Source organism: Bradyrhizobium sp. LA6.1 (assembly GCF_040547805.1).
Lineage (GTDB): Bacteria > Pseudomonadota > Alphaproteobacteria > Rhizobiales > Xanthobacteraceae > Bradyrhizobium > Bradyrhizobium barranii.
This window is the reverse complement of record NZ_JBEPQK010000001.1, coordinates 213070-226805: the sequence shown is the minus strand read 5'-3', so window position 1 is coordinate 226805 and position 13736 is coordinate 213070. Positions and strand designations below refer to the sequence as shown.

At 64.8% G+C, this 13736-nt stretch carries 14 protein-coding genes; 3 read left to right on the top strand and 11 right to left on the bottom strand.

What is annotated here, in order from left to right; all coding sequences use genetic code 11:
* Positions 1 to 70: 70 nt before the first annotated feature.
* The 11 genes from ABIB99_RS01055 to ABIB99_RS01005 form a co-directional block, all read right to left on the bottom strand.
* Complete coding sequence (locus tag ABIB99_RS01055) at positions 71 to 1213, bottom strand: patatin-like phospholipase family protein (protein WP_354174442.1); 1143 nt, start codon at positions 1211 to 1213, stop codon at positions 71 to 73.
* Between the two features lie 132 nt (positions 1214 to 1345).
* Positions 1346 to 1513 carry a cbb3-type cytochrome oxidase assembly protein CcoS gene (gene ccoS / locus ABIB99_RS01050; protein ID WP_014497059.1) on the bottom strand — a complete coding sequence of 56 codons (168 nt, stop codon included), beginning with the start codon at positions 1511 to 1513 and terminating at the stop codon, positions 1346 to 1348.
* Positions 1513 to 3702 carry a cation-translocating P-type ATPase gene (locus ABIB99_RS01045; protein WP_354174440.1) on the bottom strand — a complete coding sequence of 730 codons (2190 nt, stop codon included), beginning with the start codon at positions 3700 to 3702 and terminating at the stop codon, positions 1513 to 1515. Before ABIB99_RS01045 ends, ccoS begins: the two co-directional genes overlap by 1 nt.
* An 11-nt stretch (positions 3703 to 3713) precedes the next feature.
* Entirely contained in the window at positions 3714 to 4199 is a 486-nt protein-coding gene (locus tag ABIB99_RS01040; protein WP_354174438.1) for a FixH family protein, read from the bottom strand.
* Between the two features lie 15 nt (positions 4200 to 4214).
* Positions 4215 to 5681 (bottom strand): cytochrome c oxidase accessory protein CcoG, encoded by a 1467-nt coding sequence (ccoG, locus tag ABIB99_RS01035; protein WP_354174435.1) that lies wholly within the window; start codon positions 5679 to 5681, stop codon positions 4215 to 4217.
* Positions 5682 to 5793: 112 nt separating this feature from the next.
* Positions 5794 to 6669 carry a cytochrome-c oxidase, cbb3-type subunit III gene (ccoP, locus tag ABIB99_RS01030; RefSeq protein ID WP_354174433.1) on the bottom strand — a complete coding sequence of 292 codons (876 nt, stop codon included), beginning with the start codon at positions 6667 to 6669 and terminating at the stop codon, positions 5794 to 5796.
* Positions 6670 to 6675: 6 nt separating this feature from the next.
* Positions 6676 to 6840: a CcoQ/FixQ family Cbb3-type cytochrome c oxidase assembly chaperone gene (locus ABIB99_RS01025; protein WP_014497064.1), complete on the bottom strand. Its 165-nt coding sequence runs from the start codon at positions 6838 to 6840 to the stop codon at positions 6676 to 6678.
* Positions 6841 to 6853: 13 nt separating this feature from the next.
* A complete protein-coding gene (ccoO, locus tag ABIB99_RS01020; protein ID WP_014497065.1) occupies positions 6854 to 7588 on the bottom strand; it encodes a cytochrome-c oxidase, cbb3-type subunit II in 735 nt (244 codons plus the stop codon).
* A 10-nt stretch (positions 7589 to 7598) separates the two neighbouring features.
* On the bottom strand, positions 7599 to 9248 hold the full coding sequence (ccoN, locus tag ABIB99_RS01015) for a cytochrome-c oxidase, cbb3-type subunit I (protein WP_354174430.1): 1650 nt from the start codon (positions 9246 to 9248) through the stop codon (positions 7599 to 7601).
* A gap of 301 nt (positions 9249 to 9549) precedes the next feature.
* On the bottom strand, positions 9550 to 9975 hold the full coding sequence (locus ABIB99_RS01010) for a CBS domain-containing protein (RefSeq protein ID WP_354174428.1): 426 nt from the start codon (positions 9973 to 9975) through the stop codon (positions 9550 to 9552).
* A gap of 39 nt (positions 9976 to 10014) precedes the next feature.
* Entirely contained in the window at positions 10015 to 10848 is an 834-nt protein-coding gene (locus ABIB99_RS01005) for a universal stress protein (RefSeq protein WP_354174426.1), read from the bottom strand.
* Between the two features lie 207 nt (positions 10849 to 11055).
* Here ABIB99_RS01005 and fixL point away from each other — a divergent pair, with 207 nt between their 5' ends.
* The 3 genes from fixL to ABIB99_RS00990 are packed head-to-tail and all read left to right on the top strand — an operon-like array spanning position 11056 to position 13660.
* Positions 11056 to 12573, top strand: coding sequence for a sensor protein FixL (fixL, locus tag ABIB99_RS01000; RefSeq protein WP_354174424.1), 1518 nt, complete (start codon positions 11056 to 11058; stop codon positions 12571 to 12573).
* A gap of 3 nt (positions 12574 to 12576) precedes the next feature.
* A complete protein-coding gene (fixJ, locus tag ABIB99_RS00995; protein WP_028150099.1) occupies positions 12577 to 13194 on the top strand; it encodes a response regulator FixJ in 618 nt (205 codons plus the stop codon).
* Positions 13195 to 13237: 43 nt separating this feature from the next.
* Complete coding sequence (locus ABIB99_RS00990) at positions 13238 to 13660, top strand: response regulator (protein ID WP_247307759.1); 423 nt, start codon at positions 13238 to 13240, stop codon at positions 13658 to 13660.
* Positions 13661 to 13736 lie beyond the last annotated feature (76 nt).

Here is a 13736-nt window from a genome sequence, read left to right as displayed (position 1 = left end):
CAAGGCCTTTCGGTTGCCGACGGCCACGATCCGCAGGGCCTGTGGCAATTCGATGAAAGCGGACGCGGCCCTACTCCGCCGCCATCGGCATCTCGTCCATATGCTCGTGCAGCACCACGCCGGCGAGCGGATCGAATTCGCCGATCCACGGCTTTCGCGCCAGCACCGACCTCGTGTGGGCGTAGCCCGCATGCCAGCGCCGCGTAATGCCCGACGGACTGAAGTCGATATCCTTGGTATGGGTTTCGCGATCGAGTTGCGGCGCCAGCAGCCGCACCACATGCATGCGGGTCGGACAGCCGTAGCTCATCAATTCCCTCACCGCGGGATCGTTGCGCTCGCTCTCGGGCAATCGCGCGGCAAGCTGGTTGATGACGTGGCGCAGCCGATGGGCCTGCTGCTGCCGCACGATCTGGCTCGCGATGCGGCTGGAGTACTGCACGTCCTTATGGCGGTTCAAGACCTCCGCCATCGTGGTCGGCTCGGCGCCGACGGAATTCCACAGATGCACGGAGAAAATCAGCGAATCCCTGCGTGGATTGTCGTCGAATACGGCCTCCGTCGGCGTGTTCGACAGGATGCCGCCGTCCCAATACAGCTCGCCATCGATGCGCACCGCCGGGAAGGCCGGCGGCAGCGCGCCCGAGGCCATGACATGCTTCACCGTCAGTTCGCCGTCGCGGCTGTCGAAATAGCGCATTTCGCTGGTGCCGACATGAGCCGCACCGACCGTCAGTCGCGGCGCGCAGCGATTGGCCAGATCGAAATCGACCAGCTCGCTCAGCGTCTTCTCCAGTGGCGCGGTCGAATAGAAGCCGGCATGATCGGCGCCGAGTGGAAAGGAATCTCCCGCATGCGCCAGCGGGTTGGGCCGGAAGAAGCCGGGAATGCCGTGGGTGACAGTCGACAAATAGGTGAGCTTCTCGCTGAAGTCGGGAAAGGCGCCACCCAGAGCCCAGACCGGATTCTGCTCCATCCGCTTCCAGAACTCCTTCAGGCGCGCGAGCCTGTTTTCCGGCGCATTACCGGCGATCAGGCTCCCGTTGATGGCGCCGATCGAGGTGCCGATGACCCAGTCCGGCTCGATCCCGGCCTCGTGCAGGGCCTGGTAGACGCCCGCCTGATAGGAGCCGAGCGCACCGCCGCCCTGCAGCACCAGCACGACCTGTCCCGGCAGATCGTTAGACCCGCACACTCCGACATTTTTCTGCATGCTCGTCACGCTCCTGCTCCGGAGAGCCTGCCCCGTCGCTTCTACGCAAAATCCTCCGGCATTGTTACGCCCGGCGACCGCCGGCCGTCCAGCGACCATGTCCGAAAAGGGCAGCGCGGAACCAACGGAGCGTTAACGCTTGACCGGGGCGTCCTGCGGCGGCTCGTCGTCGGCGATAGCCCGCCACGCCGCGCCGTCGAGATCGTCATATTGGCCGCTGCGAAGCGACCAGAGGAAGGCGACGAGGCCGGCGCCTCCGAGCATCAGCGCCAGCGGCACCAGGATCACCAGGATTTCCATCACACGATCTCCCGTGACGCACTACGCGCCCTCAGCGAATTCAGCATCACCAGAATCGACGACCCGCTCATGGCCGCCGCCGCAATCAGGGGCGTCACCACGCCGCTGATCGCCACCGGCACGGCGAGGACGTTATAGCCGATCGCCAGCCAGAGGTTCTGCCGCATCAGATGCAGCGCCTTGCGGGAGGCGTCGATCGCGGCGACGACAGGCGCCAGCGGGCGGCCGAGGAAGACGAGATCGGCAGTCGCCTGGCTGAGATGCGCAGCCGAGATCGGCGACATCGAGACATGAGCGACCGCCAGCGAGGGCGCGTCATTCATGCCGTCGCCGACCATCAGCACTTTGGCGCCGCGCCGCTTCAGTTCCTCGATCCGCGCGATCTTGTCGGCCGGCGTGACGCCGGCGCGCCATTCGGCGATGCCCAGCGCATGGGCCGCCGCGATCACCGCGGGCTCGCGGTCGCCGGAGAGAATCTCGATGCCGATATTGCGCGCCTTCAGCGCCGCGATCACGGCCTGCGCGTCCGGGCGCAGGCCCTGACGCACCGACAGGATGAACTTTTCAGTCCCTTTGCTGAAAGCTACGATGGAGGCTTCGGGATCGAGCGTGGCTCTGTCGACCAGCGCTTCGGCTCCACAGAAGGACGGACGGCCAAGGCGAAGCTCGACACCATCCACCGTTGCGCGCACGCCCTGCCCGGCCTCCTCGACCGCACCAACGATCGGCGACCTTGCGCCAGCGGCCTGCGCGACTGCGGCGGCGACCGGATGATGGCTCGACAGCGCGAGCCGGCCGGCAAGTTCAAAAATGTCGGCGGGAATATCGGCCGCGTTCATCACTTCGAGATCGGGCAGCGTCAGCGTGCCGGTCTTGTCGAAGATGACGTGGTCGGCTTCGGCCAGCCGCTCGATGGCGTCGCCTGAATTGAGCAGCACGCCTGCTTTGAACATCGCGCCCGAGGCCACCGTCTGCACGGTCGGGATCGCGAGCCCAAGCGCGCACGGACAGGTGATGATCAGCACGGCCACGCCGGTCACGATCGCATCGTGCCAGCCTGCACCCGCAATGACCCAGCCGAGGATGGTGATCAGCGCGGTCGCATGCACCACCGGCGCGTAGAGCCGCGAAGCGCGGTCGGCGAGCCGCATGTAGCGCGAGCGCGCCTGCAGCGCGTTGTCGAGCAGCCGCGTGATCTCGGCGAGCAGCGTCGCCTCCGACGCCGCCGAGACCCGCACCCGCAGCGTGCCGGAGATGTTCATGGAACCCGCATAGACCGCCGTGCCCCTCTCCGCCGTGACATAGAGCGTCTCGCCGGTGATCAGGCTCTGGTCGATCTCGGAACGCCCCTCGATCACCGTGCCGTCGACCGCGCAACGCTCGCCGGGCCGCAGCAGCACGATGTCGCCGGGATGGATCGCCGCGACCGGCACCTGCGAAATCTCGTCGGGCCCGACGAACTTGGCCGCCGTCTCCGCCTTCAGCGCGGCGAGATTGCCGGCGACCGCGCGGGTCCGCCGCCGCATGTTCTGGTCGAGGAAGCGGCCGACCAAAAGAAACGTGAGCAGCATGATCGCCGCGTCGAAATAGGCGTGCTCGGCGTGATGGATGGTCTCGACCACGGACATGCCGAGTGCAAGGCACACCCCGATCGAGATCGGCACGTCCATGTTGGTGGTCTTGGCCGACAGTGCGCGCCAGGCCGAGCGGAAGAACGGCTGGCCGGCATAGGCCGCCGCCGGCAGCGCGATCAGCGCCGACAGCCAGTGGAAAAAGTCGCGCTGCTCCGGCAGCATGTCCGAGACGTTGCCGGACCAGACCGGGATCGACAGCATCATCACGTTCATGGTGGCGAACGCGGCAACGCCGAGGCAGCGCAGCAGGAAGCGGGATTCCGCCACTTCCGTCGCTTCCGCGCTCTCGGTCTCGTAAGGATAGGCCTTGTAGCCGAGCTCTTCCAGCCGATCGATGAAGCGGGCCGGGTCGAGCGTGCCCTGCTTCCATTCCAGCGCGACGCGGCGGTCGGTGAGGTTCACGCGCGCCAGCGTGACGTCGGGGATGGCTGACAATCCGCGCTCGATCTTGGCCATGCAACCGGCGCATTGAACCCCCTCGACCGCGAGATCGATGTGCTTGATACCATCGCCCGCGGCCCGGACGTAATGCGAAAAATCCCGCGTGACCTGCATGACGAATTCCCTCAGTTCAGGATCACGCGGTTGCGCGACATGAACACGCGTGTCCCGCGCGCCTCGCCCTCGATCACGAGATCCCACTGCCCCGGCGCGACGGCAGTGGCATTGCCGCGATAGATGCCGATGCCGGCTTCCGACAGCTCGACTGCGAGATCGGCGCGCTTGTCGGTCGGCCGCTCCAGACGTCCGCCGAATTTCAACCCGCTCATCGGCTGGCCGATCGCATCACGCGCATCGACCTGAAGCGTGGCAGCGCCATCGGCGCGGCGCTCGATATGGGCGTTGACCTTCCAGTTGCGCGCGGCCTGGTCCTGCGCCGCCGAGATCTCGCGATCATAGGTGAGGCCCGCGGCATAGGGGCTGTCGACGTCGGTGCCGGGCAGCGTCGCGATCGCGAGCTTCATCATGGTCACGTTGACGCCGATCACGAGCCCGAAGAAGGCGACCAGCATCAGGAACACTTTTGTTCCGGTCAGCGGCTTGGTGGCCATGGCAGTCTCCTGATCCTAGGGCGATACGAAATTGTCGGTGGCGGTGGCGACCTCGCCGAGCCCGATGTCGGTGACGTGGAAGCGAACGGGAACCGACTTTTCCGGATTGCTTTCCGCCGGTGCGGTGACCAGCAGGCGCAGCTCGCTGGTGGAGTCGCGCGGGATCACGATCATCGGCCGATCCGGCGTCACGGAATCGATGCCGACGACATGCGTGGTCAGGTTGGCCGGACCGTTCGCGTCGATCGCGATGACGCGGTCATAGCCGCTCTTGTTCAAGAGCCGCACCGTATAGGCATTGCGGATCGAGCCATCGCTGAGCCTGACCGCGACCGGGTTGCGGTCGTGCAGCACGTTGACGTCGAGCAGGCTGCGCGTCGCGAGCGTGTAGATCATGATGCCGCCAACCGCCGCGATGATCGCGCTGTAGGCGACGGTGCGGGCCCGGACGATGCGGTAGACCGGCGCCTTGCCTTCCCGGCGGCGCTGGATGTTGATGTCGTTGTCGTAGCCGATCAGCCGCTTCGGCCGGCCGATCTTGGTCATCACGTTGTCGCAGGCATCGATGCAGAGTCCGCACTGGATGCATTCGAGCTGCGGCCCGTTGCGGATGTCGATGCCGGTCGGGCAGACCGCGACGCATTGATAGCAGTCGACGCAGTCGCCGACGTGTTCGCCGAGCGCGCGCAGCTCGATTGCCTTCTTCACCGAAGTGCGCTTCTCGCCGCGGTCGTAGCGATAGGTGACGTTGAGCGCCCATTCGTCGGTGAGCGCGGCCTGGATGCGCGGCCACGGGCACATATAGGTGCAGACCTGCTCGCGCATGAAGCCGGCGAGCACATAGGTCGTGGCCGTCAGGATACCGATCCAGATATAGGCGATCATCGGCGCCTGGAAGGTGACGAGCTCCTTCACCAGCGTCGGCGCGTCGTTGAAATAGAGCACCCAGGCGCCGCCGGTCCACCAGGCGATCAGGAGCCAGATCGAATGCTTGAGCACGATCTCGGAGATGCGCTCCAGCTTCATCGGATCGGACGACTTGTCCTTCTTCATCCGCTCGCGCCGGTCGCCCTCGACTAGCCGCTCGACCGCGTAGAACAGATCGGTCCACACCGTCTGCGGACAGAGATAGCCGCACCAGATGCGGCCACCGACCGAGTTCATCAGGAACAGCGCCACCGCGGCGACGATCAGCAGGCCGGTGAAGTAGTAGATCTCCTGCGGCCACAGCTCGATGAAGAAGAAGTAGAAGCGGCTGTTGGGAAGATCGATCAGCACCGCTTGGCTCGGAGCACCGATGCCGCGGTTCCAGCGCACGAACGGCAGGAAGTAGTAGACGCCGAGGCAGAACGCCATCAGGCCCCATTTGATCCGGCGGAACGTACCGGAGACGCTTTGGGGATACACCTTCTTCTGGGCTACGTAGAGCGGCCCGTCGTCATCGTTCGATGTGAGGTCGTTCGGGTTCACGGTCTTGTTCATCGCCAAGAAGCTTCTCGAAAAGGTGCGATTAAACCTAGACCCGGCGCGAGCGCGTCAGTTGATCCAGCTCAAGCGGGGACACTTTTGTTCGCCCCCGCTTGTCGCGAGCAGGCTATTTTCCGCCGCCCAGCGAGTGGACGTAAACCGCCATCGCCTTGATGGTGGCGGGATCGAGCCGCCCTTCCCAGGCCGGCATCACACCGGCGCGGCCGAGGCTGATGGTCTCGATCAGGCTCGCTTCGTCAGAACCGTAGAGCCAGATCTTGTCGGTCAGATTCGGGGCGCCCATCTCCGGGTTGCCCTTGCCGCCGTCACCGTGGCAGGCGACGCAATTCTCCGCAAAGATCTTCTCGCCCTTCGCGGCATCAAAGCCCTTGCGGGTCGAGAGGCCCGACAGCGACCGCACGTAATTGGCGACCGTGACGATCTCGTCGCCCTTCAGCACGCCGTCCTTGCCGAAGGCTAGCATCTGGCCCTCATGCGCCTTGGCGTGACCGGAACGCGCGCCGAACTGGATGGTCTGCATGATCTGGTCGAGCGTGCCGCCCCACAGCCAGTCGTCGTCGTTGAGATTCGGGAAGCCTTTTGCGCCGGCGCCGCCTGAGCCGTGGCATGGCGCGCAATTGTCGCCGAACACGGTCTTGCCCTTGGCCCGCGCAAGCGCCAGCAAGGCCGGGTCCTTCTCGATGTCGGCGAGCGAAGCGGCGCCCAGCGCCGCCATCTTGTCACCCCGGACCTTCTCGAGGTTGGCGAGCTCGACCGCGACGTCGGCACGCGAGGAATAGCCGAACAGGCCCGTGGTATTGCTGGAGATCAGCGGCCAGGCCGGATAGACGATCCAGTAGCCGATCGCCCAGACGATGGTGAGGTAGAATGAGATCACCCACCAGCGCGGCAGCGGCGTGTTGAGCTCCTTGATGCCGTCCCACTCATGTCCGGTCGTGGACTTGCCGGTGACGGAATCGATGTCGCTATGATGGTCGGTCATGATCTCTTACTCCTCCCGCAACGGCAGGCGCGCCGCTTCGTCGAAAGCGGCCTTGTTGCGGGGCCATAATGCGTAGGCGATGATCGCGAGAAAGATCGCGACGAACACCGGCGTCCAGATCGTGGTCACCAGACCAGACGCGAGATTGTCGAGTGTCAGGATGGCTTTCATCGGTGATGCCTTCTCAGCGAAGATTGGCTTTCTCGTTGTAGAGCTTGAAGTCGACCAGCGTGCCGAGCATCTGCAGGTACGCGATCAGCGCGTCCATCTCGGTCGGCGTGCCGGCCTTGCCGTCGAAATTGCGCACGACGGCCTTGGCGTAGCGCTTGCCGAAGGCGTCGGAGCCGGCATTGTCGGGATCGGCCTGGGCCTTCAGATCGGCGCCTGCGTTCGCGATCTGGTCGTCGGTGTAGGGCGTGCCGATGGCCTTGAGCGTCTTCATGTGGTCGGCGATCGTATCGGGATCGACCTCGGTCTGGCTCAGGAACGGATAGCCCGGCATCACCGACTGCGGCACGATTGCGCGCGGGTTGGTCAGATGGGTGACGTGCCAGTCGTCGGAATATTTGGCGCCGACGCGGGCGAGATCGGGACCGGTGCGCTTCGAGCCCCACTGGAACGGGTGGTCGTACATGCTCTCGGCGGCGAGCGAGAAGTGGCCGTAGCGCTCGACCTCGTCGCGCAGCGGGCGGATCATCTGCGAATGGCAGAGATAGCAGCCTTCGCGGACGTAGACGTTGCGGCCCGCGAGCTCCAGCGGCGTGTAGGGCCTGACGCCGTCGACCGCCTCGATCGTGCTCTTGAGGTAGAACAGCGGCGTGATCTCGACGAGACCGCCGATCGCGATCACCAGCAAAATGCCGACGATCAGGACGATCGAGTTCTTTTCGAAGATTTGGTGGCGTGTCCAGAACGACATGGAAGGCTCCTCATTCCGCCGGCTGAAGCGCGACGGGCATCTGGACTTCCAGTTCGCCGACGCGAACGGTCATCCAGAGATTGTAGGCCATGATCAGCGCGCCGATCAGGAACAGCCCACCGCCGGCGGCGCGGATGATGTAGAACGGATGCATCGCCTCGACGCTCTCGATGAAGGAATATTCGAGGAAGCCGAGCGAGGTGTAGGCGCGCCACATCAGGCCCTGCAGGATGCCGGACACCCACATCGCCGAGATGTAGAGGACGATGCCGAGGGTCGCGATCCAGAAGTGCCAGTTGACGAGCTTGAGGCTGTAGAGGCCCTTGCGATTCCACACCCACGGCACCAGGCAGTACAGCGCGCCGAACGAGACGAAGCCGACCCAGCCGAGCGCGCCGGAATGCACGTGACCAATGGTCCAGTCGGTGTAGTGGCTGAGCGAGTTCACCACCTTGATCGACATCATCGGGCCTTCGAAGGTCGACATGCCGTAGAAGGCGACGGAGACCACGAGCATGCGCAGCACGGGGTCGGTGCGCAGCTTGTCCCAGGCGCCCGACAGCGTCATCAGGCCATTGATCATGCCGCCCCAGGAGGGCATCCACAGCATGATCGAGAAGGTCATGCCGAGCGTCTGCGTCCAGTCGGGGAGCGCCGTGTAGTGCAGATGGTGCGGGCCGGCCCAGATGTAGAGGAAGATCAGCGCCCAGAAGTGGATGATCGACAGCCGGTAGGAATAGATCGGCCGCTCCGCGCGCTTCGGGATGAAGTAGTACATGATGGCGAGGAAGCCGGCGGTCAGGAAGAAGCCGACCGCGTTGTGCCCGTACCACCACTGGAACATCGCGTCCTGGATGCCGCCCCAGGCGACATAGGATTTCGAGCCGAACACCGAGACGGGGAGCGCGGGATTGTTGCCGAGATGCAGGACCGCGATCGTCACGATGAAGGCGAGATAGAACCAGTTCGCGACGAAGATGTGCGGCTCCTTGCGCTTGATGATCGTGGCAAGGAAGACCAGCAGATAGGCGACCCAGACGATGGTGAGCCAGAGGTCGGCATACCATTCCGGCTCGGCATATTCCTTCGACTGGGTGACACCGAGCAGATAGCCGGTGCCGGCGATCAGGATGAAGAAGTTGTAGCCGATCACGACGAACCATGGCGCGAGGTCGCCCGCAAGGCGCACCCTGCAGGACTTCTGCACGACATAGAGCGACGTGCCGATCAGCACGTTGCCGCCGAAGGCGAAGATCACCGCGGAGGTGTGCAGCGGACGCAGCCGGCCGAAGCTGGTCCAGGGCAGATCGAAGTTCAGCGCGGGCCACGCCAGTTGCGAGGCGATGATGAGGCCGACGAGGAAGCCGGCAATGCCCCAGAACATCGCCATGACGGCGGTGAACTTGATCGGACCCATATTGTAGTTGGGGCGGCCGTTGATCTCCGCCGGCGACAGCGCCGCCGGACGATCGAAGTAGCGGTTGATGATGCCAAAGACCACAGCCAAGCTCGCCGCTGCGCTGAGCGCGGCATGGAAGGCAAAGGCCGAATCGAGCGCCTTGGCCGAGGCGATCACGCAAAGGAAGGCGGTGACTGCGAACACGATAGCCAGGCCGCTTTCACCGATGGTCATGGATTTGGAGATGGAGGGCTGGCTCATGCGGATTCTCTCTGAAAGAACACGCCGCCAGAAACCACATTCGACCTCGCGGCGAATTGATTGAAATCAAGACAGGTGGATTTCTATTCGGGCGAGTGATGCGGCGCCCGCCAGTTGAAGTGCCCTCTCCCCTTGTGGGAGAGGGCAGCGAGGACGGTGCCGCGCACTCACTTGGGTGAGGGGTTGGCTCCGCACGGAGAGTCTTTCGGTGGAGAGAACCCCTCATCCGGCGCTTCGCGCCACCTTCTCCCACATCCGCCTTCGCCAAGGCTTCGGCGGACATGAGGGGAGAAGGAGGAAGTCACTCTTGCGCCGTCGCCTTGAGCGCCTTGATGACGTCCTCGCGGGCGATGATTCCGACCAGCTTCTCGGCGCCGTCGAGCACGATGATGCTTCTGATGCGGTGCTCGACCATGATCTGGAGCACGCGCGTCAGCCGCGTGTCGGGGCTGACATAGATGAACTCGGGCGTCATGACGTCGCCGATCCTGCGGCTCATCAGGTCGCGATAGCGCGGCAGCATCTGGCTCGGCGAGAACGCGAAACACTTCAAGATGTCGAACTTGGTGACGATGCCGACGACCTGCCCGTCGTCCTCGACCGGATAGGAGTTGAAGTCATCACGCTCGAACATCTCGCTGAGCGCGAGCAGGTCCTGGTCGCGCCGCGCTGTCCTGACGTTGCGCGTCATGTAGCCGTCCACGGTCTGCTCAAGAAACTTGTACACGGCGCGTCCTCCTCGATTAGCTTTTGGGCCGGGCGGCCGTCAGTGCGACAGCAGCACGCTGCGGGCGGATTGGGTGACCAGATATTCGGTGACGCCGCCGAGGATCAGCTCGCGAAAGCGCGAATGACCATAGGCGCCCGCCACGATCAGGCCGGCCCCGAGGTCGCCGGCGACCTGCTCCAACTGCGCGGCAGCGGTTGCGTTCCGCACGGCCTCCGAGACGCGTGCGCTCGCGGTGACGCCGTGACGGGCGAGCCAGGCGGCAACGTCGGTGACGCCGGCCATCACCGCCGAACGGTCGTCGTCGCGCTCCGGGATTTCGACGATGGTGACGTCCCTCGCCTTGCGCAGCATCGGCAGCGCATCCGCTACCGCGCGCCGCGCCTCCGGCGTGTCCTTCCACGCCACCAGCACGCTGCGCAGGTCGAGCCAGTTGACCTTATCGGGAACGACGAGAAGCGGGCGGCCGGCCTGCATCACCAGGTCCTTGGGACTTGCAAGCGCGAACGCGTCGGAGAAGGCCGGGCTGTGGCCGCCGCTGACGATGATGTCGGCACATCGTGCCTGCGCCAGCACGAATCGCGCCGGAAAATCCATGGCGCCGCGCCACTCCACGCGGCCGCCGCGCGCCCTGGTGGCGGCGCGGAATTGCGCCTCCAGATCGGCGAGGCGCTTCCTGATCGAGGCTTCCTCCTGATCGATAAGGCTCTGGGCCTCGGCGCCGTCGGTGAAATAGAGCGGCGGCGCGAACTGCCCTGCGGCAACCCCGATAATGGCCGCCTCGAATCGCTCGGCGAGTTCGCCCGCGACCTGAAGGCGCGCCTCGTTGGACTGGTCGAGCGCCAGGCTGACCATCACGGTCGCGTAAGTCATTGGGATTCTCCGCTCAGCTATGAACTGGCGCGAAATCTAGCCTCGCCGTGACGGGGCAGGATGAGGTAGATCAAATCGCCGGGCGCGACCTTGCGGGAAATCCGCCAATGGAATCAGACATCCGAACTTGCCTCGGGCCGGTCCATGGGCGAAATTGCTGTCATGTTCGCGGCGCCACGCCCGCCGTGCGAAGATGGGAGTCATCGATTGTCGCCGACCCGCGTAACGCATCCGCCAGACGACAGTCGCGGCGAGCATTTCCGGGTCCGGATCGAGGGATTCGGCGTCGGCACCTGGGATCTCGACCTCACGACGCGCGAGCTGGAGTGGTCGGAAACCGCGAGGATGCTGCTCGGTATCGAGCGGGGCCAGCCGGCAAGCTACGACCTCTTCCTGTCGCGCCTCGAGCCCGGCGACCGCGAGCGCGTCGAGAACGCGATCAAGCAGGTCTCGGAGCATGGCGGCGGCTTCGACGTCTCCTTCAGGATTTCCGCCAGTTCCGGCCGCGGCAAATGGATCAGGGCCCGCGCCGGCCTGATCCGAGACGAATCCGGCGTCGCTCGCCATCTCAGTGGCATCTTCCTCGATATCGACGAGGAAAAGCAGGTCGAGGAAGCGCTGCGCACGCGTGAGACCCATCTTCGCTCGATCCTTCACACCATTCCCGACGCCATGATCGTCATCGACGGTCGCGGCATCATGCAACTGTTCAGCACCGCCGCCGAGCGCCTGTTCGGCTGGTCCGAGCAGGAGGCGATCGGCCAGAACGTCAGCGTCCTGATGCCGGAGCCCGACCGCACCCGCCACGACAGCTACATCGCGCGCTATCGCAGCACGAACGATCCGCACATCATCGGCATCGGCCGCATCGTGACCGGCAAGCGCCGTGACGGCACGACCTTTCCGATGCACCTGTCGATCGGCGAGATGCAGTCCGGCGGCGAGCCCTATTTCACCGGCTTCGTCCGCGACCTCACCGAGCACCAGCAGACCCAGGCGCGGCTCCAGGAATTGCAGTCCGAGCTCGTCCACGTGTCGCGGCTGACCGCGATGGGCGAGATGGCCTCGGCGCTGGCCCACGAGATCAACCAGCCGCTGGCGGCGATCAGCAATTACATGAAGGGATCGCGGCGGCTGCTGGCCGGCAGCACCGATCCCAACACGCCGAAGATCGAAAGTGCGATGGATCGCGCCGCGGAGCAGGCCTTGCGCGCCGGCCAGATCATCCGCCGCCTGCGCGACTTCGTCTCCCGCGGCGAGTCCGAGAAGCGGGTCGAGAGCCTGTCCAAGCTGATCGAGGAGGCCGGCGCGCTCGGGCTTGCCGGCGCGCGCGAGCAGAACGTGCAGCTCCGCTTCAGCCTCGATCCCGACGCCGATCTCGTGCTCGCCGACCGCGTGCAGATCCAGCAGGTGCTGGTCAACCTGTTCCGCAACGCGCTGGAAGCGATGGCGCAGTCGCCGCAGCGCGAGCTCGTCGTCGCCAACACCCGCGTCGGTGACGACATGATCGAGGTCGAGGTGTCCGACACCGGTTCCGGATTCCAGGGCGACGTCATTCCCAACCTGTTCCAGACCTTCTTCACCACCAAGGAAACCGGCATGGGCGTGGGACTGTCCATCAGCCGCTCGATCATCGAGGCTCACGGCGGACGCATGTGGGCCGAGAGCAACGCATCGGGCGGCGCGACATTCCGCTTCACTCTCCCGGCAGCCGATGAGAATTGATCCATGACGACCAAGGGACATGTCTACGTCATCGACGACGACGAGGCGATGCGGGACTCGCTGAACTTCCTGCTGGATTCCTCCGGCTTCGGCGTCACCCTGTTTGACGATGCGCAAGCCTTCCTCGATGTCCTGCCCGGCCTTGCCTTCGGCTGCGTCGTCTCGGACGTGCGCATGCCTGGTATCGACGGGATCGAGCTGTTGAAGCGGATGAAGGCGCAGCAAAGCCCGTTCCCGATCCTGATCATGACCGGCCATGGCGACGTGCCGCTCGCGGTCGAGGCGATGAAGTTGGGGGCGGTCGACTTTCTCGAGAAGCCGTTCGAGGACGACCGCCTCACCACCATGATCGAGACGGCGATCCGCCAGGCCGAGCCGGCGGCGAAGAACGAGGCGATCTCGCAGGACATCGCCGCCCGCGTCGCCTCCCTCAGCCCGCGCGAGCGCCAGGTCATGGAAGGGCTGATCGCGGGCCTCTCCAACAAGCTGATCGCCCGTGAATACGACATCAGCCCCCGCACCATCGAGGTCTACCGGGCCAATGTGATGACCAAGATGCAGGCGAACAGCCTCTCGGAGCTGGTCCGGCTGGCGATGCGCGCCGGGATGTTGAAGGATTGAGGCAGGTCAAAATCATTCTCCCGGGCCGTGCTAGCCAGATGGGATGATCGAGATCGGCTCGCACCAACAGCGGCTTCCAGTGACGTCATCCGCAAAGCCCACCGTCTACGTTGTCGACGACGATGCCGCTGTGCTGGGATCCCTGCAATTCCTGCTGGAAACCGACGGCTTTACCGTGCGGACCTTCAGGAATGCCACGGCCCTGCTGAATGCCAGCGGCGCGCAGGGGGCGGACTGCTACGTGATCGACTACAAGATGCCCGACATCAACGGCATCGAGCTGGCCGGCCGGTTGCGCCAGTCCGACGAGGGCACGCCCGTGATCCTGATCACCGGCTATCCCGATGGGAATATCTCGGCCCGGGCCGCCGCAGCAGGCGTCAAGGACGTGATTTTGAAGCCGCTTCTCGACGAAACCCTGGTCAAGTGCATCCGCCACGCCATCCAGGGCGGCCGCGGCAACTGACCTACGGGGTTCTACGTAGGTAAACCCCCTTAAGATATCTCGCGAAATTTTCGAAGCATCTGAACCCGCGTATCAA

Excerpts from the sequence above, each read along its gene's own strand:
- ABIB99_RS01055 (WP_354174442.1), bottom strand. The coding sequence starts at position 1,213 with ATGCAGAAAAATGTCGGAGTGTGCGGGTCTAACGATCTGCCGGGACAG.
- ccoS (WP_014497059.1), bottom strand. The coding sequence starts at position 1,513 with ATGGAAATCCTGGTGATCCTGGTGCCGCTGGCGCTGATGCTCGGAGGC.
- ABIB99_RS01045 (WP_354174440.1), bottom strand. The coding sequence starts at position 3,702 with ATGCAGGTCACGCGGGATTTTTCGCATTACGTCCGGGCCGCGGGCGAT.
- ABIB99_RS01040 (WP_354174438.1), bottom strand. The coding sequence starts at position 4,199 with ATGGCCACCAAGCCGCTGACCGGAACAAAAGTGTTCCTGATGCTGGTC.
- ccoG (WP_354174435.1), bottom strand. The coding sequence starts at position 5,681 with ATGAACAAGACCGTGAACCCGAACGACCTCACATCGAACGATGACGAC.
- ccoP (WP_354174433.1), bottom strand. The coding sequence starts at position 6,669 with ATGACCGACCATCATAGCGACATCGATTCCGTCACCGGCAAGTCCACG.
- ABIB99_RS01025 (WP_014497064.1), bottom strand. The coding sequence starts at position 6,840 with ATGAAAGCCATCCTGACACTCGACAATCTCGCGTCTGGTCTGGTGACC.
- ccoO (WP_014497065.1), bottom strand. The coding sequence starts at position 7,588 with ATGTCGTTCTGGACACGCCACCAAATCTTCGAAAAGAACTCGATCGTC.
- ccoN (WP_354174430.1), bottom strand. The coding sequence starts at position 9,248 with ATGAGCCAGCCCTCCATCTCCAAATCCATGACCATCGGTGAAAGCGGC.
- ABIB99_RS01005 (WP_354174426.1), bottom strand. The coding sequence starts at position 10,848 with ATGACTTACGCGACCGTGATGGTCAGCCTGGCGCTCGACCAGTCCAAC.
- fixJ (WP_028150099.1), top strand. The coding sequence starts at position 12,577 with ATGACGACCAAGGGACATGTCTACGTCATCGACGACGACGAGGCGATG.
- ABIB99_RS00990 (WP_247307759.1), top strand. The coding sequence starts at position 13,238 with ATGATCGAGATCGGCTCGCACCAACAGCGGCTTCCAGTGACGTCATCC.